At 53.6% G+C, this 23,999-nt stretch carries 15 protein-coding genes, 4 tRNA genes, 3 rRNA genes and 1 riboswitch; of the genes, 5 read left to right on the top strand and 17 right to left on the bottom strand.

Going from position 1 to position 23,999, the window contains the following annotated elements:
- Positions 1–124: 124 nt before the first annotated feature.
- Positions 125–1,459: an MFS transporter gene (locus NR302_RS18660; protein WP_061719834.1), complete on the top strand. Its 1,335-nt coding sequence runs from the start codon at positions 125–127 to the stop codon at positions 1,457–1,459.
- 167 nt (positions 1,460–1,626) lie between these two features.
- Here the strand turns inward: NR302_RS18660 and ilvC are convergent, their stop codons facing one another.
- Positions 1,627–3,102, bottom strand: a complete 1,476-nt coding sequence (ilvC, locus tag NR302_RS18665) for a ketol-acid reductoisomerase (RefSeq protein WP_008106632.1) — start codon at positions 3,100–3,102, stop codon at positions 1,627–1,629.
- A gap of 161 nt (positions 3,103–3,263) precedes the next feature.
- Here ilvC and ilvY point away from each other — a divergent pair, with 161 nt between their 5' ends.
- Positions 3,264–4,145, top strand: coding sequence for an HTH-type transcriptional activator IlvY (gene ilvY / locus NR302_RS18670; protein WP_008106630.1), 882 nt, complete (start codon positions 3,264–3,266; stop codon positions 4,143–4,145).
- Here the strand turns inward: ilvY and ilvA are convergent, their stop codons facing one another.
- The 6 genes from ilvA to ilvL form a co-directional block, all read right to left on the bottom strand.
- Complete coding sequence (gene ilvA / locus NR302_RS18675; protein WP_179453147.1) at positions 4,146–5,693, bottom strand: threonine ammonia-lyase, biosynthetic; 1,548 nt, start codon at positions 5,691–5,693, stop codon at positions 4,146–4,148.
- 3 nt (positions 5,694–5,696) lie between these two features.
- Positions 5,697–7,547: a dihydroxy-acid dehydratase gene (ilvD, locus tag NR302_RS18680; protein ID WP_061719837.1), complete on the bottom strand. Its 1,851-nt coding sequence runs from the start codon at positions 7,545–7,547 to the stop codon at positions 5,697–5,699.
- Between the two features lie 62 nt (positions 7,548–7,609).
- A complete protein-coding gene (locus tag NR302_RS18685) occupies positions 7,610–8,539 on the bottom strand; it encodes a branched-chain amino acid transaminase (RefSeq protein WP_007888821.1) in 930 nt (309 codons plus the stop codon).
- Between the two features lie 18 nt (positions 8,540–8,557).
- Positions 8,558–8,815: an acetolactate synthase 2 small subunit gene (gene ilvM, locus NR302_RS18690; protein ID WP_008106624.1), complete on the bottom strand. Its 258-nt coding sequence runs from the start codon at positions 8,813–8,815 to the stop codon at positions 8,558–8,560.
- On the bottom strand, positions 8,812–10,458 hold the full coding sequence (gene ilvG / locus NR302_RS18695) for an acetolactate synthase 2 catalytic subunit (protein WP_258144159.1): 1,647 nt from the start codon (positions 10,456–10,458) through the stop codon (positions 8,812–8,814). The genes ilvM and ilvG overlap by 4 nt, the downstream gene beginning before the upstream one ends.
- 149 nt (positions 10,459–10,607) lie before the next feature.
- A complete protein-coding gene (gene ilvL, locus NR302_RS18700; protein ID WP_071531048.1) occupies positions 10,608–10,706 on the bottom strand; it encodes an ilv operon leader peptide in 99 nt (32 codons plus the stop codon).
- 328 nt (positions 10,707–11,034) lie between these two features.
- Here ilvL and NR302_RS18705 point away from each other — a divergent pair, with 328 nt between their 5' ends.
- Entirely contained in the window at positions 11,035–12,555 is a 1,521-nt protein-coding gene (locus tag NR302_RS18705; protein ID WP_258144160.1) for a YifB family Mg chelatase-like AAA ATPase, read from the top strand.
- A gap of 30 nt (positions 12,556–12,585) precedes the next feature.
- Here the strand turns inward: NR302_RS18705 and NR302_RS18710 are convergent, their stop codons facing one another.
- Positions 12,586–12,924 (bottom strand): DUF413 domain-containing protein, encoded by a 339-nt coding sequence (locus tag NR302_RS18710; RefSeq protein WP_008106616.1) that lies wholly within the window; start codon positions 12,922–12,924, stop codon positions 12,586–12,588.
- A gap of 121 nt (positions 12,925–13,045) precedes the next feature.
- Between NR302_RS18710 and hdfR the strand changes: the two genes are divergently transcribed.
- Positions 13,046–13,867, top strand: a complete 822-nt coding sequence (gene hdfR / locus NR302_RS18715; RefSeq protein ID WP_008106614.1) for an HTH-type transcriptional regulator HdfR — start codon at positions 13,046–13,048, stop codon at positions 13,865–13,867.
- A gap of 105 nt (positions 13,868–13,972) precedes the next feature.
- Here hdfR and NR302_RS18720 read toward each other — a convergent pair.
- The 9 genes from NR302_RS18720 to btuB form a co-directional block, all read right to left on the bottom strand.
- Positions 13,973–14,048: transfer RNA gene (locus tag NR302_RS18720), tRNA-Trp, on the bottom strand.
- Positions 14,049–14,056: 8 nt separating this feature from the next.
- Positions 14,057–14,133 (bottom strand) — tRNA-Asp (locus tag NR302_RS18725).
- Between the two features lie 102 nt (positions 14,134–14,235).
- A 5S ribosomal RNA gene (gene rrf, locus NR302_RS18730) occupies positions 14,236–14,351 on the bottom strand.
- A gap of 105 nt (positions 14,352–14,456) precedes the next feature.
- Positions 14,457–17,364 (bottom strand): 23S ribosomal RNA (locus NR302_RS18735).
- Positions 17,365–17,566: 202 nt separating this feature from the next.
- Positions 17,567–17,642: transfer RNA gene (locus tag NR302_RS18740), tRNA-Ala, on the bottom strand.
- Between the two features lie 116 nt (positions 17,643–17,758).
- Positions 17,759–17,835, bottom strand: a tRNA-Ile gene (locus NR302_RS18745).
- A 73-nt stretch (positions 17,836–17,908) separates the two neighbouring features.
- A 16S ribosomal RNA gene (locus tag NR302_RS18750) occupies positions 17,909–19,448 on the bottom strand.
- The 16S, 23S and 5S rRNA genes sit together here with 4 tRNA genes alongside, the layout of an rRNA operon.
- A 395-nt stretch (positions 19,449–19,843) precedes the next feature.
- Positions 19,844–20,695: a glutamate racemase gene (gene murI / locus NR302_RS18755; protein ID WP_008109644.1), complete on the bottom strand. Its 852-nt coding sequence runs from the start codon at positions 20,693–20,695 to the stop codon at positions 19,844–19,846.
- Entirely contained in the window at positions 20,640–22,526 is a 1,887-nt protein-coding gene (gene btuB / locus NR302_RS18760; RefSeq protein WP_258144161.1) for a TonB-dependent vitamin B12 receptor BtuB, read from the bottom strand. The genes murI and btuB overlap by 56 nt, the downstream gene beginning before the upstream one ends.
- A gap of 68 nt (positions 22,527–22,594) precedes the next feature.
- Positions 22,595–22,776: riboswitch (cobalamin riboswitch) on the bottom strand.
- Positions 22,777–22,888: 112 nt separating this feature from the next.
- On the opposite strand from btuB, the gene trmA reads away from it, so the two are divergent.
- Positions 22,889–23,992: a tRNA (uridine(54)-C5)-methyltransferase TrmA gene (trmA, locus tag NR302_RS18765; RefSeq protein WP_258144162.1), complete on the top strand. Its 1,104-nt coding sequence runs from the start codon at positions 22,889–22,891 to the stop codon at positions 23,990–23,992.
- The last annotated feature ends 7 nt before the right edge of the window (positions 23,993–23,999 follow it).

Here is a 23,999-nt window from a genome sequence, read left to right on the forward strand (position 1 = left end):
CAGCAACTCAGAAATTATCCACTTATTCGCCGAAAAAGCCCGGTCTGACGCGGTTTTTCGCCATTGAATGCCGCAAACCAGGTGCGTAAGATTCTCTGTCTACATTTACAATTAAGAAACACTTATGCAAGCCTCCATCACAGAAACACTCGACAAAAAACACGACGACGCGCCGGTCAATTCACGTGGCAAAGTGGTTGTGGCATCGCTTGTCGGTACCGCCATTGAGTTCTTCGATTTCTATATCTATGCCACCGCCGCGGTGATTATTTTCCCGCACATCTTCTTCCCGCAGGGCGATCCGACCGTGGCCACGCTGCAGTCGCTGGCAACCTTTGCGATCGCCTTCGTGGCGCGTCCTATCGGTTCTGCCGTGTTTGGACATTTTGGCGACCGCGTTGGCCGTAAAGCAACCTTGGTGGCATCGCTGCTGACCATGGGCGTTTCGACGGTGCTGATTGGTTTGCTGCCAGGATATGAAACCATTGGCGTGGCAGCGCCACTGCTGCTGGCGCTGGCGCGTTTTGGTCAGGGCCTTGGACTCGGTGGCGAATGGGGCGGCGCAGCACTGCTGGCGACCGAAAATGCCCCGGCGAAAAAACGTGCGCTTTATGGCTCATTCCCACAGCTCGGCGCGCCGATTGGCTTCTTCTTCGCTAACGGCACCTTCCTGCTGCTTTCATGGTTGCTGACCGACGAGCAGTTCATGAACTGGGGCTGGCGCGTGCCGTTTATTCTCTCTGCGGTATTGGTGTTAATTGGCCTGTATGTGCGCGTTTCGCTGCATGAAAGCCCGGTATTCGCCAAAGTGCAGAAAGAGAACAAGCAGGTGAAAATGCCGATTGGCACGCTGCTGAGCAAGCATCTGACCGCCACCATTCTCGGCACTTTCATCATGCTCGCCACTTACACGCTGTTCTACATCATGACCGTGTACTCGATGAGTTACGGCACCGCGCCCGCGCCGGCAGGTCTTGGCTATTCGCGTAACAGCTTCCTGTGGATGCTGATGGTGGCGGTAATTGGTTTTGGTGTGATGGTACCGATTGCCGGTCTGCTGGCCGATCGCTTTGGTCGTCGTAAAACCATGATCACCATTACGTTGATGATTATCGCCTTTGCATTGATGTTCCCAATGCTGCTGGGTTCTGGCTCTCAGGTGCTGGTGATGGGCTTCCTGATCCTTGGTCTGAGCATTATGGGCCTGACGTTCGGTCCGATGGGCGCTCTGCTGCCAGAACTGTTCCCGACGGAAGTGCGTTATACCGGTGCATCCTTCTCCTACAACCTGTCGTCGATTCTTGGGGCCTCTGTGGCGCCTTATATCGCCACCTGGCTTAATGCTAATTACGGTTTGCAGGCGGTGGGTTTCTATCTGGCTTCGATGGCGGTGTTGACGTTGATCGCGCTGATTGCCTGTAAAGAGACGCGTAATCAGACGCTGTATGAAGCGGTGTGATTGATTGAGCGTTGAGAGAACCCGGCTTAGGCCGGGTTTTTTATTGGGTGCGGTTTAAACCAGGTCGCCATGAATGGCGACCCTACGTTGTAATCGACAATCTTACATAACAAAAAACCCCGGCAAGCCGGGGTTTTTATTGTGCTGAAAACGGTGTCTTGCGTGGCTTAGCCAGCGACAGCGATACGCTTCATATCGGTCATGTAGCCACGCAGTTTGCGGCCTACAGATTCGATTGGATGCTGACGAACGGCTTCGTTGACGTCACGCAGCTGTGCGTTATCAACCTGAGTACCTTCAACTGCTTTGCCCAGATCGCCCGGCTGCAGCGTGGTCATGAACTCTTTCAGCAGTGGAACTGCCGCGAAGGAGAACAGGTAGTTACCGTATTCTGCGGTATCCGAGATAACTACGTTCATCTCATACAGACGCTTACGTGCGATGGTGTTGGCAATCAGCGGCAGCTCGTGCAGTGATTCGTAGTAAGCCGACTCTTCGATGATGCCCGCGTCAACCATGGTTTCGAACGCCAGCTCAACGCCTGCTTTCACCATTGCAACCATCACTACGCCTTTGTCGTAATATTCCTGCTCTTCGATTTTGCCATCAAACTGCGGTGCGTTTTCGAATGCGGTTGCGCCAGTCTCTTCACGCCATGTCAGCAGGTTTTTGTCGTCGTTAGCCCAGTCAGCCATCATGCCTGAAGAGAATTCGCCAGAGATGATGTCATCCATGTGCTTCTGGAACAGCGGTGCCATGATGGTTTTCAGCTGCTCAGACAGCGCATAAGCACGGATTTTCGCCGGGTTAGACAGGCGATCCATCATCAGCGTGATGCCGCCGAACTTCAGTGATTCGGTGATGGTTTCCCAGCCGAACTGAATCAGTTTTTCGGTGTATGCCGCGTCGTGACCTTCAGCCACCAGCTTGTCGAAGCACAGCAGAGAACCGGCCTGCAGCATACCGCACAGAATGGTCTGCTCGCCCATCAGGTCAGATTTCACTTCCGCAACGAAGGAAGATTCCAGCACGCCCGCGCGGTCGCCGCCGGTCGCTGCTGCCCAGGCTTTAGCAATCGCCATGCCTTCGCCTTTTGGATCGTTTTCCGGGTGAACGGCGATCAGCGTAGGAACACCGAAACCACGCTTGTACTCTTCACGTACTTCAGTACCCGGGCACTTCGGTGCCACCATCACTACGGTGATGTCTTTACGAATGGTTTCGCCCACTTCAACGATGTTGAAACCGTGTGAGTAACCCAGCGCAGCGCCATCTTTCATCAGCGGCTGAACAGCCTGAACTACCGCGGAGTGCTGCTTGTCTGGCGTCAGGTTTACTACCAGATCGGCCTGTGGGATCAGCTCTTCGTAAGTACCGACTTTGAAGCCGTTATCGGTCGCTTTGCGGAAAGAGGCACGCTTCTCAGCAATCGCTTCAGCACGCAGGGCATACGCCACGTCCAGACCAGAATCACGCATGTTCAGGCCCTGGTTCAGACCCTGAGCACCACAACCAACGATGACCACTTTCTTGCCTTTCAGGAAGCTAGCGCCATCTGCGAATTCGTCGCGTGACATGAAACGACATTTGCCCAGCTGCGCTAACTGGTTGCGCAGATTCAATGTGTTGAAGTAATTAGCCATGGGTACTCCGGTTAGATGTTGTGTTTGTTTTTGTTCAGTAACGACGTTGTCTCTTACGCCGCGAATGACCCCATCATATGACAGGAAATCCGTTGCTTAAATTGATATATTAGCAAGGTCACATTGCAAAATTTGCAACATAACCTTGAGGCGATACGCGCATGGATTTACGAGACCTGAAACTCTTCCTTCATCTGGCTGAAAGCTGCCACTTTGGCCGCACTGCGCGTGCCATGCACGTCAGCCCTTCAACCCTATCGCGCCAGATTCAGCGCCTGGAAGAGGATGTCGGTCACGCGCTGTTCCTGCGTGATAACCGCACCGTGACGCTAACCGAAGCCGGTGAGCGCCTGCGCCAGTTTGCGCAGCAGACGTTGCTGCAGTATCAGCAGTTGCGCCATGTGATGGATCTTAACGGCCCTTCACTGAGCGGCGAGCTGCGCCTGTTTTGCTCGGTGACCGCCGCTTACAGCCATCTGCCACCGATTCTTGACCGCTTTCGCGCCGAACATCCGCAGGTAGAGATCAAACTTACTACCGGTGATGCCGCCGATGCGATTGAGATGGTGCAATCCGGTGATGCCGATCTCGCCATTGCCGGTCGTCCAGAATCGCTGCCCGCCAGCATAGATTTTACGCCACTGGGCCTGATTCCGCTGGTGCTGATCGCCCCGGCGCTGCCTTGTCCAGTACGCAATCAGGCAACGCAGGAGCAACCCGATTGGGCGCAAATTCCGTTTATCCTGCCGGAACAAGGACCTGCGCGCCGTGGTATCGATTTATGGTTCCGCCGCCAGCGCATTCCCAATCCGCAGATTTATGCCACGGTTTCTGGTCATGAAGCGATTGTGTCGATGGTGGCGCTGGGATGCGGTATTGCGCTGTTACCGGATGTGGTGCTGGAGAACAGCCCGGAACCGGTGCGCAATCGCGTACTAACGCTAGAGAATGTGGAGTCTGTTGCGCCGCTGGAACTCGGCGTTTGCGTACAAAAAAAGCGGCTCGGAGAGCCGCTTATCAATGCGTTCTGGCACCAGCTGTAATTACTGCCCGGCGAGGAAGAAACGGAACGCCGGGTTGTTCGCTTCGTCATGCCATTCGTAACCCAACGCGGTGAGATGGGTTTCGAAATCCGGTTCCTGATCGTTGGCTTCAAAGGCTGCCAGCACGCGGCCGTAATCGGTGCCGTGGCTGCGATAATGGAACAGCGAGATATTCCAGTGCGCGCCAAGCGTCTGCAGGAACTTCAGCAGCGCGCCCGGTGCTTCCGGGAATTCAAAGCTAAACAGGCGTTCGCGCAGCGGCTTCGATGGACGTCCGCCCACCATGTAGCGCACGTGCAGCTTGGCCATTTCATCATCCGACAGATCCACCACGTTATAACCGGCTTCGCTCAGTTGGCTGATGATCTCACTGCGTTCCTCCAGCCCGCGCGTTAAGCGCACACCGACGAAAATGCAGGCGTTATCCGCATCCGCGTAGCGATAGTTGAACTCGGTGATAGAGCGTCCGCCGATGGTCTGACAGAACTTGAGGAAACTGCCCTGCTGCTCTGGAATGGTGACCGCCAGCAGCGCTTCACGCTGTTCGCCCAGTTCGCAACGCTCGGAGACATAGCGCAAGCCGTGGAAGTTCACGTTGGCACCCGACAACACGTGCGCCAGGCGCTCGCCTTTGATGTCGTGCAGCTGGATGTACTTCTTCATCCCCGCCAGCGCCAGCGCACCAGAAGGTTCCGCCACGGCGCGCACATCTTCGAACAGATCTTTCACCGCTGCGCAAATCGCATCGCTATCCACGGTGATGATGTCATCGAGATACTCCTGACACAGGCGGAAGGTTTCGCTGCCGATGCGTTTGACCGCCACGCCTTCAGCAAACAAACCCACGCGCGGCAAATCAACCGGCTCACCCGCATCGAGCGCCGCCTTCAGACAGGCCGAATCTTCCGACTCCACGGCAATCACTTTGATCTGCGGCATAAGCTGCTTGATCAGCACCGCAACGCCCGCCGCCAGACCGCCGCCGCCGACCGGCACGAAGACGCGATCGAGATGCGCATCTTGCTGCAGCAGTTCCATCGCCAGCGTGCCCTGCCCGGCGATCACCGCCGGATGGTCAAACGGATGAACGAAGGTGTAACCCTGCTGCTCTGACAGCTCAATCGCCTTAGCTTTCGCCTCGTCGAAGTTGGCACCAAACAGATAAGCCTCACCGCCAAATGCGCGTACTGCATCAACCTTGATGTCTGCCGTGGCCAACGGCATCACAATCAGTGATTTGATGCCAAGCGTGCTGGCCGAGAGCGCCACGCCCTGCGCATGGTTGCCGGCCGAAGCCGTCACCACGCCGCGCGCTTTTTGCTCTTCGTTCAGCCCGGCAATCATCGCGTAAGCCCCGCGCAGCTTGAAGCTGTGCACCGGCTGACGATCTTCACGCTTCACCAGAATGGTGTTGCCAAGACGCGATGAAATTTTTTCCATTTTTTGCAGCGGCGTCACTTGGGCAATTTCATACACCGGTGAACGTAACACTGCGCGCAAATACTCCGCGCCGTTTGGCTTTGCGGAGAGCGGTTGAGACTCAGCCATTGGTTAGCCTCCCAGCTTAGACTTATCGCGCACCGCGCCTTTGTCTGCGCTGGTCGCCAGTGATGCATAGGCGCGCAGGGCAAAGGAGACTTCACGCACACGGCCGTGCGGGGTATAAGCCGCATCGCCACGCGCTTGCTCTTCTTCACGACGTGCGTGCAATTCGTTATCCGGTACCGCCAGCTTGATGCCACGGTTCGGGATATCGATTTCAATCATGTCGCCATCTTTCACCAGCGCGATAGTGCCGCCGCTCGCCGCTTCCGGAGAGGCGTGACCAATCGACAAGCCCGACGTACCGCCAGAGAAGCGACCATCGGTGATCAGTGCGCAGCTTTTGCCGAGGCCCATGGATTTCAGATAGGTGGTCGGATAGAGCATTTCCTGCATGCCCGGTCCGCCTTTCGGTCCTTCGTAGCGAATTACTACGACATCGCCAGCCACAACTTTGCCGCCAAGGATCGCTTCAACCGCATCATCCTGGCTTTCGTACACTTTGGCCGGGCCTTTGAAGGTGAGGATCTCTTTGTCTACGCCCGCGGTTTTAACGATGCAGCCATCTTCCGCAATGTTGCCGTAAAGCACGGCTAAGCCGCCATCCTGCGAGTAAGCGTGTTCGCGAGTACGAATACAACCTTCGGCACGATCGTCATCCAGCGTGTCCCAACGGCAATTCTGCGAGAACGCCTTGGTGGTACGAATACCAGCAGGACCGGCGCGGAACATATCCTTCACCGCCTGATCTTTGGTCAGCATGATGTCGTACTGATCCAGGGTTTCACGCATGCTCTGCTGCAAGATGTTGCGCGCGCTGGTGTCGATCAAACCGGCGCGATCTAACTCACCGAGAATGGCGATAACGCCACCCGCACGGTGCACATCTTCCATGTGATATTTCGGCGTGCTTGGCGCCACTTTACACAGCTGCGGTACTTTGCGAGACAAGCGATCGATATCGGAGATGTTGAAGTCGATTTCGCCTTCCAGCGCCGCTGCCAGCAGGTGCAGAACGGTGTTGGTGGAACCGCCCATGGCGATATCCAGCGTCATCGCATTCTCAAATGCGGCTTTGGTGGCGATGTTACGCGGCAGCATGTTGACGTCATCCTGCTCGTAATAGCGTTTGGTCAGGCTAACGATGCGCTTACCGGCATTGATGAACAGCTCTTTACGATCGGCGTGCGTGGCCAACAGTGAACCGTTACCTGGCTGCGACAAGCCCAGCGCTTCGGTCAGACAGTTCATCGAGTTGGCGGTGAACATACCGGAACAGGAACCGCAGGTTGGACAAGCAGAACGTTCGATCTGGTCGCTGTCGGCATCGCTGACGTTCGGGTTGGCGCCCTGAATCATTGCATCAACCAGATCCAGTTTGATGATTTGATCAGACAGTTTGGTTTTACCGGCTTCCATCGGGCCGCCAGACACAAAGATCACCGGAATGTTAAGGCGCAGTGACGCCATCAGCATGCCTGGGGTGATTTTGTCGCAGTTGGAGATACAGACCATGGCATCGGCGCAGTGCGCGTTGACCATGTACTCCACTGAATCGGCAATTAGCTCGCGTGAAGGCAGTGAATACAGCATGCCGCCATGACCCATGGCGATACCGTCATCCACCGCAATGGTGTTGAACTCTTTAGCCACGCCGCCAGCTGCTTCGATTTCCTCAGCAACCAGTTTGCCAAGATCGCGCAGGTGCACGTGGCCCGGTACGAATTGGGTGAATGAGTTGACCACGGCGATAATCGGTTTACCGAAATCATCGTCGGTCATTCCTGTCGCGCGCCACAAGGCACGGGCACCGGCCATGTTACGTCCATGGGTGGTGGTGGCGGAACGGTACTTAGGCATGCTCTATTTACTCCAGTAATAATCAGGTTGCGGGCGCCATCTGACGCCCGCAAAAAATCTCGTTATGCGTTAACCGGATCCAACCAGCCCCACTTGTCTTCCGTCTCGCCAGTGAACAGGCCAAAGAATGCCTTCTGGATACGACCGGTGACCGGACCACGTTTACCTTCGCCGACCTGAATGCCATCGACGCTACGCACCGGAGTGATCTCCGCTGCAGTACCTGACATGAAGACTTCGTCTGCCAGATACAGAGATTCGCGCGACAGAACCTGCTCACGCACTTCGATACCCATGTCTTGCGCCAGCTTAATGATGGCGTCACGGGTGATGCCTGGCAGCGCTGAAGAGGTGAACGGTGGCGTGAACAGAATGCCATCTTTCACTTCGAACAAGTTTTCGCCAGCACCTTCTGAAATATAGCCGTTGGTGTCGAGGGCGATACCTTCCTGATAGCCGTGGCGGCGCGCTTCGCTACCGACCAGCAGAGAAGAAAGATAGTTACCACCCGCTTTCGCGGCGGTCGGCAAGGTGTTTGGTGCAACGCGATTCCACGAAGAAACCATGGCGTCGATGCCGTTTTCCAGCGCTTCAGCGCCCAGGTAAGCACCCCAAGGGAAGGCGGCGATGATTACATCGGTGGTGTAGCCATCTGGCGGGTTCACACCCAGACCCACGTCACCGACGAAGGCCAGCGGACGGATATAAGCGCTTTTCAGTTTGTTCACGCGGATTACTTCGCGGCACGCTTCCATCAACTCATCAACGCTGGCTTTAATCGGGAAACGGTAAATTTTGGCGGATTCATGCAGACGCTTCATGTGCTCACGGTGGCGGAACACTACTGGACCTTTGTGTGAGTCGTAGCAACGCACGCCTTCAAACACAGAAGTACCGTAGTGCAGTGCGTGGGACATAACGCTGACCTTGGCGTCTTCCCACTTAACCATCTCACCATTGAACCAAATAAAGTCTGCTTTCTTCGTACTCATTGCTTTTTCCTTTGGCGACTATGCGCGGATTTGTTGTGTTGTCTGTTGTTGGATCTCGACGCAAGCGACATCCATAAGTTTGCTTAACTGCGAAGACAGTAAATCGACTGAGCGTTGGCTGGCAACGGTCATTTCGATATTAATGTTCTCGGCATTGACCGCAGAGGCCATATTCATCGCACACACCTGGAAACCACGGTGACGCACGACACGCAAAATGCGCTCCAATATTTCAGGACGAAAGCGGGCTTCGATAGACAATTGATGCTGATTCATGCGGTTTTCTCCATCATGTTTGCGTTGCTGGCACCCGGCGGTACCAATGGCCAGACGTTTTCATGCTCATCTATCGAAACATGCAGGAAGTAAGGACCTTCACTGTTCAGCAGAGCATCGAGGGCGGCGTCGACCTGATCTTTACGGCTAATGCGCTGGCCTGGAATATCAAAGGCGCTGGCCAGCGTGAGGAAATCGGGGTTATCGGTCAGGATGGTTTCGCTGTAGCGACCATCAAAGAACAGTTGCTGCCACTGGCGCACCATGCCGAGACGCTGGTTATCCAGCAGCAGAATCTTCACCGGCAATTTGCCGCGCTTGATAGTGCCCAGCTCCTGAATGTTCATCATGATGGAACCGTCACCAGATACGCAGATAACCGTATCTTCTGGACGTGCAACCTGCGCACCAATTGCAGCCGGCAAGCCAAAGCCCATGGTGCCGAGGCCGCTGGAGGTGATGAAGTTTTCTGGCGCGGTGAAACTCATGTGCTGTGCGGCCCACATCTGGTGCTGGCCGACGTCGGTGGTGACCACTGCGCTATCCGCTTTACGATCGGACAACTGCTTCAGCAACAACGGCGCGTAGATTGCTTCGCCTGGGTGATCGTAACGCCAGTCAAACTCGCTTTTCATCGCGCTGACTTCTTTGCGCCAGCCATCAATATGCATCGGCATGCTAAGTGCGGGCAGCACCTGATTCATATCGCCCTGCAGTGAAACGTGCGCGCGGCGCAGTTTGTTCAGCTCGGCAGGATCGATATCGATATGGATGACACTAGCGTGCGGTGCGAAGGTATCCAACTTGCCAGTAACGCGGTCGTCAAAGCGTGCGCCGACGGCAATCAGCAAATCACAGGATTGTACTGCGAGGTTAGCGGCTTTGGTGCCATGCATGCCCAGCATGCCGAGATAGAGATCGCTGCCGGCATCCGCGCTGCCGAGCCCTTTCAGGGTGGAAACCATCGGGATGCCGGTTTCCTTCGCCATGGCACGTAAGGCAGGAACCGCCTGCGCCATACCAACGCCGCCACCGATATACAGCATCGGCTTATGCGACTGCGCCATCAATGCGCGCGCCTCCGCAATATGCTGCGCTGAGTGGCTGACTTGTTCCTCAACCGGCAGCAGATGTGGCGTCAGTTCGCCGTTGGCGATCTGAATGTCTTTTGGGATATCAACCAGAACCGGGCCGGGACGACCAGATTGCGCGATGGCAAAAGCTTCTGCCATCACTGAAGGTAAATCATCAAGCGATTCAACGAGGAAACTGTGTTTGGTGCAGGCTAAGGATAAACCGAGAACGTCAATTTCCTGGAAGGCGTCGGTACCGATAAAGGCCGATGAGACCTGGCCAGTGATCGCTACAACCGGGATCGAATCCATCATCGCATCCGCCAGACCGGTGATCAGATTGGTGGCGCCCGGACCCGAAGTGGCGATACAGACGCCAGTCTTGCCGGTTGCGCGGGCATAACCGATGGCCGCCATCACCGCACCCTGCTCATGACGGCACAGTAGGTGTTCCACGCCGCCATCGTAGAGCGCATCGTACACTGGCATGATTGCGCCGCCAGGATAGCCAAACACTGTATCGACACCCTGCGCGCGTAAAGCCTGAACTACCCACTGTGCACCTGTCATGGTTATTCTCCTGTATTCCTAGGGGAACAACAGAATTTTATGCTACTGCTCATAATCTGTTCCTCGCTAATTTGCTGATATTTAGGCTGGTTAAAAAAAAACCCCCGAACCTTTCGGTGCGGGGGTTTTTGGAATTCCAGACTTGATTTTTAAGCCTTTCTTTCTCCAAGCGATGCCCCGCACGGTGGAATAATAATCACCACCACGCTAATCACGACTAGGCTAATCACTTGTAGAAGGGCTTTCATGTGTTGTTTGTTTTTTCGATTGTTCGAAGTAATACCTACAGAGTTATCATAGTTAGCACGTCATTGACAATAATTTTCATTGGGAATTTTTATGACGGCGCTGGCGGTTGTGCGTTATCACATTGTAAGTAAAAGGTTATTTACATTTGTGATAAAAATTCATAACGCCCGCTTCGTAATCTTCATTTGCGGTTTACGAACAGGCTCTGATTTTTAGTGAAACCGCTGCAATTCTCAGCGAATGTCAGGAATCTGGTTCTGATGTTGAGCAGTTAGCCATTGTTCATCCACCTGGCTGCTCTCAAGATAAAGACAACAAGGAGCGGTTATGTCTTTATCCAAAGTATTAACACGAGCTGCGCTAGGTGTTCAGGCTCCGCTGGTGACGGTGGAAGTACACATCAGCAACGGCTTGCCGGCCCTGACGCTGGTTGGACTGCCTGAAACCACCGTAAAAGAAGCGCGGGAACGGGTGCGTAGCGCAATTATTAATAGCGGATTCACCTTCCCGGCGAAACGCGTCACCATCAATCTGGCACCTGCTGATCTGCCTAAAGAAGGCGGACGCTATGATCTTCCCATCGCTATCGCCATTCTGGCAGCCTCTGAGCAGCTGCCAGACGCAAAACTAGGGCAATATGAATTCCTGGGGGAGTTAGCGCTTAACGGCGCGCTCTGTGGCGTTCAGGCCGCTATTCCGGCGGCGATGGCGGCGCTGCATGCGGGCAGACAAATGGTGTTAGCTGAACAGAATCAACAGGATGTCGGGTTGATTCAACAAGGCGAGACGCTGGTTGGCAAACATCTGGTAGAAATCTGTGCGTTTCTACATAACAAAACTACCCTCACCGTTGCGCATTATCACCCTGAAACGCTTGAACAGGAAAAGCAGGACCTCAGCGATATCATTGGTCAGGATCAGGGCCGGCGTGCACTGGAGATAACCGCAGCTGGCGGGCATAACCTGTTACTGATTGGACCGCCGGGCACGGGCAAGACCATGTTGGCGACGCGTCTGCCCGGTATCATGCCGCCGTTAGACGACCAGGAAGCGCTGGAGTGCGCCGCTATTGCCAGTCTGGTAAGCAGCGGCAATCTCCATCATCAGTGGCGCAAACGGCCGTTCAGAGCGCCTCATCACAGTGCATCACTCTATGCGCTGGTTGGTGGTGGTTCATTGCCACGACCGGGGGAAATATCTTTGGCACACAACGGTGTGTTATTTCTCGATGAGCTGCCAGAGTTTGAGCGCAGAACGCTGGATGCATTGCGCGAGCCGATCGAATCCGGGGAAATCGCCATTTCACGCACACGCGCTAAAGTGACTTATCCCGCGCGCTTTCAATTGATCGGTGCAATGAATCCTAGCCCGACCGGGCATTATCAGGGCAATCATAATCGCTCATCACCTCAGCAAGTGTTGCGCTATCTCAATCGCCTATCAGGACCTTTTCTCGATCGCTTTGATTTATCTTTAGAAGTTCCACTTCTTCCGAGCGGATCGCTGAGTAAGAAACAACAAGTCAGCGAAAGCAGCGCTGAAGTTTTAACTCGCGTCCTTGCCGCGCGACAGATTCAAACAACCCGCAGCGGAAAAGTGAATGCTCATCTCTCAAACCCGGAGATTTTACGTTGGTGTCCATTGAAGCAGCAGGATGCTGAATGGCTGGAAGAGGTGTTGAATTCGTTGGGGCTTTCGGTACGCGCCTGGCAGCGGATTTTAAAGGTGGCGAGGACAATCGCTGATTTAGCAGGTGAAGAGCTGATTACGCGGAGTCATTTGCAGGAAGCAGTGGGATATCGCAGCATCGACCGCTTAATGATCTATCTGCACAAAACTCTGGAATAAAAAACGGGGCTTATATAAGCCCCGCTATTCTTAGTCATCGCTATCGCTAAAATCTTCCACCGTGTCCATCTGCGGCTTGCCGCCAGATAGCGTGTGGAAACGCTTAGGTCGTTTGATACGTGCGGTATATTTCGACCATACACGTTCAGCTTCCGTTTGCGGCTCACGAAGACCACGACATACTTCTAAAAATGAACGCTCTTCTTCTGTAATGGGTTCACGCTTAGCGAGATCCAGTTCATTAAAGGCGTAACCGTGGCGCTCCAGAAGCTGAGCTTCTTTAATGGTGAAATCACCATGACGCGAAAAACCACGTGGGTAATGTTTGTTATCAAAGAAACGATTCGTTGTTGCGAAGCTATCCGCCATTTTACACGCTCCTGACTCTCATATGGCCGTGCTATTTATGGCGCGGAGTATTAGATAGGCTTGACAGAGTGTAAAACAAAACATTTAAATCAGTACGACAAACAATTTTTGGGAGAATGCAGTGGATACGGAATTACTGAAAACTTTCCTCGAAGTGAGCAGAACACGCCATTTCGGGCGTGCTGCTGAAGCGCTTTACCTCACGCAATCTGCCGTTAGTTTTCGCATCCGTCAGCTGGAAAACCAGCTGGGCGTAAATCTTTTTACTCGTCACCGTAATAACATCCGGCTGACTTCAGCGGGCGAGCGTTTATTGCCCTATGCCGAAAGCTTGATGAGTACCTGGCTGATGGCCAAAAAGGAAGTTTCACATACACAGCAGCATCATGAGCTTTCGATAGGAGGTAGCGCATCCCTTTGGGAAGCGTATTTAACTCCTTGGTTGCAAACACTTTATGAGAATCGCGAAAGCCTCCATCTTGAGGCGCGCATCGCCCAGCGACACTTGCTGGTTAAGCAGTTGCATGAACGTCAGTTGGACCTGTTGATCACTACCGAAGCACCAAAAATGGATGAGTTAACCAGCCAGCAAATAGGTCATATTTCTCTCGCATTATTCCGGGCGCGCAAAACTGAGAAGCGTGAAAAATATGACTATATCAAGCTGGAATGGGGCGCAGATTTTCATCAGCATGAAAGTTATCTGTCCAGTGATGATGTCCCCGTATTAACCACGACATCGGCACATTTAACGCGCGAATTACTGCATACCACCGGTGCATGTGCATTTTTACCTGATTTTTGGCACGGCATTTATAGTGATTTGATGGTTATTCCAGATACACCCGTCGCCGTGCGACCGTTATATGCGGTGTGGCTGCAGAATAGCGATCAGCAAAGTCACATTCGTCAGCTGCTTAAATATCCGGTTTTGACACAATAAGATAATAAACGAGGGAGTTTGAGTGGATCACAGTGAAACTCAAACTCATTTCACTGCCGAATTTTGGACAAAAAAAATCCTTTGCCGAAGCAAAGGATTATTTTCTGGCAGGGGCGGAGGGACTCGAACCCCCAACACCCGGTTTTGGAGACCGGTGCTCTACCAATTGAACTACGCCCCTAATTAGGGTGGCGGAACGGACGGGGCTCGAACCCGCGACCCCCTGCGTGACAGGCAGGTATTCTAACCAACTGAACTACCGCTCCACCGATTCTGTACTGATATCAGACAATCGTTCTGATTTCAGGTGTTTCGCCCTTCCCGCGTCACTGGGAAGGTCACGACCCGATAGCGGGTCTTAAATTGATGCCTGGCAGTTCCCTACTCTCGCATGGGGAGACCCCACACTACCATCGGCGCTACGGCGTTTCACTTCTGAGTTCGGCATGGGGTCAGGTGGGACCACCGCGCTAAAGCCGCCAGGCAAATTCTGCTGCAAAAACGAATAACATTCGCTTCCGCTAAATCTTTAATCCGTAAAACAAGCTGAAAATATCGGTCTCTCAGACCAAAACGCCTCTGGCGTTGTAAGGTTAAGCCTCACGGGTCATTAGTACCGGTTAGCTCAACGCATCGCTGCGCTTACACATCCGGCCTATCAACGTCGTAGTCTTCAACGTCCCTTCAGGACTCTCAAGGAGTCAGGGAGAACTCATCTCGGGGCAAGTTTCGTGCTTAGATGCTTTCAGCACTTATCTTTTCCGCACTTAGCTACCGGGCAATGCCATTGGCATGACAACCCGAACACCAGTGGTGCGTTCACTCCGGTCCTCTCGTACTAGGAGCAACCCCCCTCAATTCTCCAGCGCCCACGGCAGATAGGGACCGAACTGTCTCACGACGTTCTAAACCCAGCTCGCGTACCACTTTAAACGGCGAACAGCCGTACCCTTGGGACCTACTTCAGCCCCAGGATGTGATGAGCCGACATCGAGGTGCCAAACACCGCCGTCGATATGAACTCTTGGGCGGTATCAGCCTGTTATCCCCGGAGTACCTTTTATCCGTTGAGCGATGGCCCTTCCATTCAGAACCACCGGATCACTATGACCTGCTTTCGCACCTGCTCGAGCCGTCACTCTCGCAGTCAAGCTGGCTTATGCCATTGCACTAACCTCCTGATGTCCGACCAGGATTAGCCAACCTTCGTGCTCCTCCGTTACTCTTTGGGAGGAGACCGCCCCAGTCAAACTACCCACCAGACACTGTCCGCAGCCCGGATCACGGGCCTACGTTAGAACATCAAACATTAAAGGGTGGTATTTCAAGGTTGGCTCCACGCAGACTGGCGTCCACGCTTCAAAGCCTCCCACCTATCCTACACATCAAGGCTCAATGTTCAGTGTCAAGCTATAGTAAAGGTTCACGGGGTCTTTCCGTCTTGCCGCGGGTACACTGCATCTTCACAGCGATTTCAATTTCACTGAGTCTCGGGTGGAGACAGCCTGGCCATCATTACGCCATTCGTGCAGGTCGGAACTTACCCGACAAGGAATTTCGCTACCTTAGGACCGTTATAGTTACGGCCGCCGTTTACCGGGGCTTCGATCAAGAGCTTCTCCTTGCGGATAACCCCATCAATTAACCTTCCGGCACCGGGCAGGCGTCACACCGTATACGTCCACTTTCGTGTTTGCACAGTGCTGTGTTTTTAATAAACAGTTGCAGCCAGCTGGTATCTTCGACTGGCTTCGGCTCGGGGAGCAAGTCCCTCTACCTACGCGCCAGCGTGCCTTCTCCCGAAGTTACGGCACCATTTTGCCTAGTTCCTTCACCCGAGTTCTCTCAAGCGCCTTGGTATTCTCTACCTGACCACCTGTGTCGGTTTGGGGTACGATTTCGTGTTACCTGGAGCTTAGAGGCTTTTCCTGGAAGCAGGGCATCAGTTACTTCACCACCGTAGTGGCTCGTCATCACGCCTCAGCCTTAAGACACCCCGGATTTACCAAAGATGTCAGCCTACACGCTTAAACCGGGACAACCGTCGCCCGGATAACCTAGCCTTCTCCGTCCCCCCTTCGCAGTAACACCAAGTGCAGGAATATTAACCTGCTTCCCATCGACTACGCTTTTCAGCCTCGCCTTAGGGGTCGACTCACCCTGCTCCGATTAACGTTGAACAGGAACCCTTGGTCTTCCGGCGAGCGGGCTTTTCACCCGCTTTATCGTTACTTATGTCAGCATTCGCACTTCTGATACCTCCAGCACCCCTCACAGGACACCTTCAACGGCTTACAGAACGCTCCCCTACCCAACAACACATAGTGTCGCTGCCGCAGCTTCGGTGCATGGTTTAGCCCCGTTACATCTTCCGCGCAGGCCGACTCGACCAGTGAGCTATTACGCTTTCTTTAAATGATGGCTGCTTCTAAGCCAACATCCTGGCTGTCTGTGCCTTCCCACATCGTTTCCCACTTAACCATGACTTTGGGACCTTAGCTGGCGGTCTGGGTTGTTTCCCTCTTCACGACGGACGTTAGCACCCGCCGTGTGTCTCCCGTGATAACATTCTTCGGTATTCGCAGTTTGCATCGGGTTGGTAAGCCGGGATGGCCCCCTAGCCGAAACAGTGCTCTACCCCCGAAGATGAGTTCACGAGGCGCTACCTAAATAGCTTTCGGGGAGAACCAGCTATCTCCCGGTTTGATTGGCCTTTCACCCCCAGCCACAAGTCATCCGCTAATTTTTCAACATTAGTCGGTTCGGTCCTCCAGTTAGTGTTACCCAACCTTCAACCTGCCCATGGCTAGATCACCGGGTTTCGGGTCTATACCCTGCAACTTAACGCCCAGTTAAGACTCGGTTTCCCTGCGGCTCCCCTATACGGTTAACCTTGCTACAGAATATAAGTCGCTGACCCATTATACAAAAGGTACGCAGTCACCCTGATAAATCAAGGCTCCCACTGCTTGTACGTACACGGTTTCAGGTTCTGTTTCACTCCCCTCGCCGGGGTTCTTTTCGCCTTTCCCTCACGGTACTGGTTCACTATCGGTCAGTCAGGAGTATTTAGCCTTGGAGGATGGTCCCCCCATATTCAGACAGGATACCACGTGTCCCGCCCTACTCTTCGAACTCACAGTATGTGCACTTTCGTGTACGGGGCTATCACCCGGTATCGCGCGACTTTCCAGACGCTTCCACTAACGCACAAACTGATTCAGGTTCTGGGCTGTTCCCCGTTCGCTCGCCGCTACTGGGGGAATCTCGGTTGATTTCTTTTCCTCTGGGTACTTAGATGTTTCAGTTCCCCAGGTTCGCCTCGCAACACTATGTATTCATGTTGCGATGATGCACTGAGTGCACCGGGTTTCCCCATTCGGACATCGTCGGCTGTAGCGGTTCATATCACCTTACCGACGCTTTACGCAGATTAGCACGTCCTTCATCGCCTCTGACTGCCAGGGCATCCACCGTGTACGCTTAGTCGCTTAACCTCACAACCCACAGGCGTTTTGCAACGCTGCAGACTGCAAGCATTTGAGAGACTCGAACATGTTGTTATTCATTTCTTATTACGGAGAAATGAACCAACACGTCGTTTCAATTTTCAGCTTGTTCCGGATTGTTAAAGAGCAATAACTTCGCAATGTACCCGAGGATACATTCTGAAGTTAGTTATCAACGTGGGGTCGTTGATGGTGGAGCTAAGCGGGATCGAACCGCTGACCTCCTGCGTGCAAGGCAGGCGCTCTCCCAGCTGAGCTATAGCCCCATAGAGTTTTGCAAAACGCGTGCTTACCAGGAGAATTCTTTCAGGTTCGAGGCGTGTCGATACGAAGCATACTCAAGTATGCGAGCTATCGGCACAACGTGGAAACTGGAAGAATTTGGTAGGCCTGAGTGGACTTGAACCACCGACCTCACCCTTATCAGGGGTGCGCTCTAACCACCTGAGCTACAAGCCTGCAGGCGTTTTACGCTCTTCTTTAATTTCATCAGACAATCTGTGTGAGCACTACGCGGGAAGGTATCTTCAGGTAAGGAGGTGATCCAACCGCAGGTTCCCCTACGGTTACCTTGTTACGACTTCACCCCAGTCATGAATCACAAAGTGGTAAGCGCCCTCCCGAAGGTTAAGCTACCTACTTCTTTTGCAACCCACTCCCATGGTGTGACGGGCGGTGTGTACAAGGCCCGGGAACGTATTCACCGTAGCATTCTGATCTACGATTACTAGCGATTCCGACTTCACGGAGTCGAGTTGCAGACTCCGATCCGGACTACGACGCACTTTATGAGGTCCGCTTGCTCTCGCGAGGTCGCTTCTCTTTGTATGCGCCATTGTAGCACGTGTGTAGCCCTACTCGTAAGGGCCATGATGACTTGACGTCATCCCCACCTTCCTCCAGTTTATCACTGGCAGTCTCCTTTGAGTTCCCGGCCGAACCGCTGGCAACAAAGGATAAGGGTTGCGCTCGTTGCGGGACTTAACCCAACATTTCACAACACGAGCTGACGACAGCCATGCAGCACCTGTCTCAGAGTTCCCGAAGGCACCAAAGCATCTCTGCTAAGTTCTCTGGATGTCAAGAGTAGGTAAGGTTCTTCGCGTTGCATCGAATTAAACCACATGCTCCACCGCTTGTGCGGGCCCCCGTCAATTCATTTGAGTTTTAACCTTGCGGCCGTACTCCCCAGGCGGTCGACTTAACGCGTTAGCTCCGGAAGCCACTCCTCAAGGGAACAACCTCCAAGTCGACATCGTTTACGGCGTGGACTACCAGGGTATCTAATCCTGTTTGCTCCCCACGCTTTCGCACCTGAGCGTCAGTCTTTGTCCAGGGGGCCGCCTTCGCCACCGGTATTCCTCCAGATCTCTACGCATTTCACCGCTACACCTGGAATTCTACCCCCCTCTACAAGACTCTAGCCTGCCAGTTTCGAATGCAGTTCCCAGGTTAAGCCCGGGGATTTCACATCCGACTTGACAGACCGCCTGCGTGCGCTTTACGCCCAGTAATTCCGATTAACGCTTGCACCCTCCGTATTACCGCGGCTGCTGGCACGGAGTTAGCCGGTGCTTCTTCTGCGGGTAACGTCAATCGGTGAAGTTATTAACTCCACCGCCTTCCTCCCCGCTGAAAGTACTTTACAACCCGAAGGCCTTCTTCATACACGCGGCATGGCTGCATCAGGCTTGCGCCCATTGTGCAATATTCCCCACTGCTGCCTCCCGTAGGAGTCTGGACCGTGTCTCAGTTCCAGTGTGGCTGGTCATCCTCTCAGACCAGCTAGGGATCGTCGCCTAGGTGAGCCATTACCCCACCTACTAGCTAATCCCATCTGGGCACATCCGATGGTGTGAGGCCCGAAGGTCCCCCACTTTGGTCTTGCGACGTTATGCGGTATTAGCTACCGTTTCCAGTAGTTATCCCCCTCCATCGGGCAGTTTCCCAGACATTACTCACCCGTCCGCCACTCGTCACCCGAGAGCAAGCTCTCTGTGCTACCGTTCGACTTGCATGTGTTAGGCCTGCCGCCAGCGTTCAATCTGAGCCATGATCAAACTCTTCAATTTAAGTTTGATTTGCTGAAACACGTTCAGCGATGCTCATCTGTAAAACGTCATAATGAATTTCATTATGTGTTCACTCGTGAGGCTTTGATATTTTTTACGTCCGGAGACGCTGATATCAATCCTGCGAGTGCCCACACAGATTGTCTGATAAATTGTTAAAGAGCATGCCGCGATTTCTCTAGCGGCGCGGGATGCGTATATTACGCTTTCCGCATTCTCAGTCAAGCATTTATTTTTGCTTTTCTGAAGGTTGCCTTGAAGGCCACCTCCTGAACACATCGCTTCGTAAGCCGTTGTTCCGTGTCAGTGGAGGCGCAGTATAGGGATTTCTTCAGGGCTGACAAGTGCTAATTTCAAATTAATTTCCGAGTGCTGATTTTTTCGTCGAAACGCCACTAAACTGCTAATTTTTCCAGCAACGGGAAGCCATAACGCTGCAAAATCGGTGACAATTTCGTCACTTCATCATCCATACGCGTACAGAACGCTAAATTCTGCCCGGACGAAACCGCCTGCGGTGCTTCATGCTCTAATAACCAAACGGTACGACGCGCGATAGCAGCGCCCGAATCCACCAACCTTGTCCCTTCCGGCAGTACCAATTGCAGCTCATCACGTAATAAAGGGAAATGCGTACAGCCGAGAACCACGGTATCGGGCGGTTCTTTCATACGTAGCCAGGGTTGCACGGCGCGGCGCACATCGGCCAGCTCAACATCTTCGCCATGCAGCTTGGCTTCCGCCAGTTCCACCAGCTCAGCAGAACCGAGCATTTCGATTTTGCAGTCTCGGGCAAATTGCGCCACCAACTCATGGGTATAAGGACGTTTCACCGTGCCACGCGTGGCCAGCAATCCCACCACGCCGTTACGCGTCAGACGCGCAGCAGGTTTAATCGCAGGCACCACACCCACAACCGGGAATTCGAAGCGCTCACGCAGAGCCGGCAAAGAGATGGTACTGGCCGAGTTACAGGCGATAATCACCAGCGCAAGCGGAAAACGCTGAGTGATAGCCGTCACCACCGCCACTACACGCTCGACAATAAAGTCTTCAGATTTTTCGCCGTACGGGAAACCTTCATTATCGAAGGCGTAGAGATAGTGAAGATCCGGCAGTAGATGCCGGACCTCATCATAAACAGACAGCCCACCCACGCCGGAGTCAAACACCAGCACGGTGGGACGCAGATCAGAAGCTGTAGCTGGCGCTGAGGTAATACTCCGTTCCTGGAGTTGGATAGCCATACGCTGTCTCATAATCTTTATCGAACAGGTTGGCAATTCTACCACGAACGGTGAGCTGTGATGTGACCGGATACGAGACAGCGAGATCTACCGTGCTGTAACTCGGTAAACGACGTTGCTCGCTGGCATATTCGCTGGTGTTGTTATCGTAGCGCTTACCAAAGTATTGGTAGATGACATCGATATCAAAGTCATACACCGTCATACCCAGCTGATATTTGGCCTGCTCACGCGCGCGACGCGCCAGCGTTTCACCATCTGAATCACGACGAGCATCCAGATAACCCAAAGTGATCTGGTGATGAAGGAAGCTGGTATCAAAATCAGCGGTGGCTTCAATACCTTTCATCGTAACGGCTTTTTCATTGTAATAGCCGCCCTCAAAAGTCACAGGATCAGAAGCGTAAGTAATGAGATCGCTGACTTTATTATGATACGCCGCAACACGCCAATTGACCGGCCCGGTTAAACCTTCCAGCGCAGCTTCCCACTGTTTTGATTTTTCAGGATTGAGATCGGGATTAGAGCTGATACCAAAACGCTTCAGGCCATAAAGCTGACCTAATGTCGGCGCCTGGAAACCCGTACCGTAAGAGAGTGAAGCCTTGTAGCCCGGCACAAACTCCCAACCCGCAGCCGTTTGCCAGGTGCCATGACGGCCAAAGTCTTCATTATCATCGCCACGCGCCGAACCTTCGAGGGTGACATTGCCAAACTGCTGCTGAGCCGTCAGGTAAGCACCTGTGTTGTCTTGCTTGTAGCCATCTTCATCACGCGGTGCGCCAGAATAGAGTTGTCCAACCGAGCTCAGTTTCTGCTGCTGCCAATCCAGACCCGCGCTGACCATGCCATGTCCCACCGCAAAGGTGTTGCCCCATTGCAGGTTGCGCTGCTCCATGTCATCCAGACTATTGGAATCCGCATAGCGGCCGTCAGACCCAACGTAGTTGTAGATTTTGTACTTTTGATAGCTGGCGGTCAGCTGCGAGGAGTAATCCTCTTTATTAAAGCGCAGACCGGTATCGAACGAGTGATTGTAGATCTGTTGCTCATCCTGACCACCGACGTAACCCGCATCGTAATCTGAGTTAGCGGCGTAACCGTAACCACGGAAGAAGCCAGAGAACGCATCATTAAACTTGTGATCAACGCCGGCCCAGAACGCCTTATTGCGCCAGCCATCACGATCGCGATCGGTTGGCGATGTTGAGCCCGGCTGAACGTTGTAGCCATTGGTGGCCTGATAAGAACCCGCCACCGTTACGCGCGTCTGGTCCGTGACATTTTGATTGATGCCGCCGCTGTATTCCTGATACCCCTTCGAACCAAAGCCAGCCGTCAGCGAGTTTTGATTATTCGGGTTTTGCGTAATGACATTCACCACGCCGCCAATCGCATCAGCGCCGTAAACGGCAGAACGCGGGCCGCGAATAAACTCAACGCGCTGGATAATAGAAACAGGGATTTGGTTAAAGTCAGCAACGCCGGTTATACCCGGTTTAGAGAACGGCACGCCATCAACCAGAATCAGCGTGTGACGCGCTTCCGAACCTCGCACATACATAGAAGCGCTTTGCCCAATGCCGCCGCTTTGCGCGATATCCACGCCCGGCAAGCGACGCAACACTTCCAGCAGGTTCTTAGATTGCCACTGATCGATCTCGTCGCGGGTAACAACAGAAGTCGAAGCCAGCACCGACGAGACTGGCTGTGCGAAGCGGTTAGCGGTAACGATTTGCGTATCATCATTCTGCTGCGCGTAGCCAAATTGCGCCCAGAGAGACAACGCCGTTGCACTGAAGGCAAACAGCGAAGCATGTGTTTTTTTCATTGTTATAGCATCCAAAAGACGAAGCAGGATGCCGCACGACTACGACCAATAGCTCGCGATGGTCGTATGTATTGCGACGTCACACCGGCAGGTCTTCGGGCTGAGAATCATAAATGGTGAAAAACTTCCCATCCGGCTGGACAGTGTTTGTAAGTGCCATCACCACGACATTCTTTACCGCTGCGCGTCAGCTCCAGATTCACACTGGATTCCCTTTTAACTCAAGGAGGCCGGCAGGCGCAGTCTACGGCCAGGAAGGCCGGAAATCCAGACTTCCAGCCATCTTGTTTTCTGCAGGGCTGGACATCAGCAGTTGAATGCCTACAATCGCCCGGCAAGCCAGCTTATTACCAGGATTAAAGATGACACCCGAACAGCTCCCGATTGAACAATACGACGCGCAACTGGCGGAAAAAGTCAGCCGCTTACAGGCGATGATGGTGCCCTTTGCTGCGCCCGACGTGGAGGTATTCCGTTCGCCGGTCAGCCACTATCGGATGCGTGCCGAATTCCGCATCTGGCACGACGGAGACGATCTCTACCACATCATCTTTGATCAACAGACCAAGCAACGAATCCGCGTCGATCAATTCCCGGCGGCCAGTGAATTGATCAACCAGCTGATGCCCAAACTGATCGCGGCGATCCGCGACAACCGCGCGCTGCGTTTTAAGCTGTTCCAAATCGATTACCTGTCGACGATGAGCAACCAGATCGTCATCTCGCTGCTCTATCACCGTAAGCTGGAAGAGGAGTGGACCGCCGCCGCCAGCGCCCTGCGCGACAGCCTGCGTGCCGAAGGCTTTGACGTGCAGCTGATTGGTCGCGCCACCAAAACCAAAATCTGCCTCGATCGCGATTACGTTGATGAGCGCCTGCCAGTTGCGGGTAAAGAGATGATTTATCGTCAGGTGGAGAACAGCTTCACCCAGCCAAACGCGGCGATGAATATTCAGATGCTGGAGTGGGCGCTGGACGTGACGCAGGATTCGCGTGGCGATCTGCTGGAACTCTATTGCGGTAACGGCAACTTCTCGCTGGCGCTGGCGCGTAACTTCCGCCGCGTGCTGGCCACCGAGATTGCCAAGCCGTCAGTCGCGTCCGCGCAATACAACATTGCCGCCAACCAGATTGATAACGTGCAGATTATTCGTATGGCCGCCGAAGAGTTTACTCAGGCGATGATGGGCGTGCGCAGCTTCAATCGTTTAGAAGGCATCGACCTAAAGAGCTATCAATGCGAAACCATTTTTGTCGATCCGCCGCGCAGCGGGCTGGATGAGGAAACCGTGAAAATGGTGCAGGCGTATCCGCGCATCCTTTATATCTCCTGCAACCCGCAAACGCTGTGCGACAACCTCGCGGTGCTGGGAGAAACGCATGATGTCACGCGTTTGGCGCTGTTCGATCAGTTCCCGTATACCCATCATATGGAATGCGGCGTGCTGCTGACGCGCAAGGCCTGATGAATCG

The organism is Pantoea sp. SOD02 (genome assembly GCF_024707505.1).
Classification (GTDB): Bacteria; Pseudomonadota; Gammaproteobacteria; order Enterobacterales; family Enterobacteriaceae; genus Pantoea; species Pantoea symbiotica.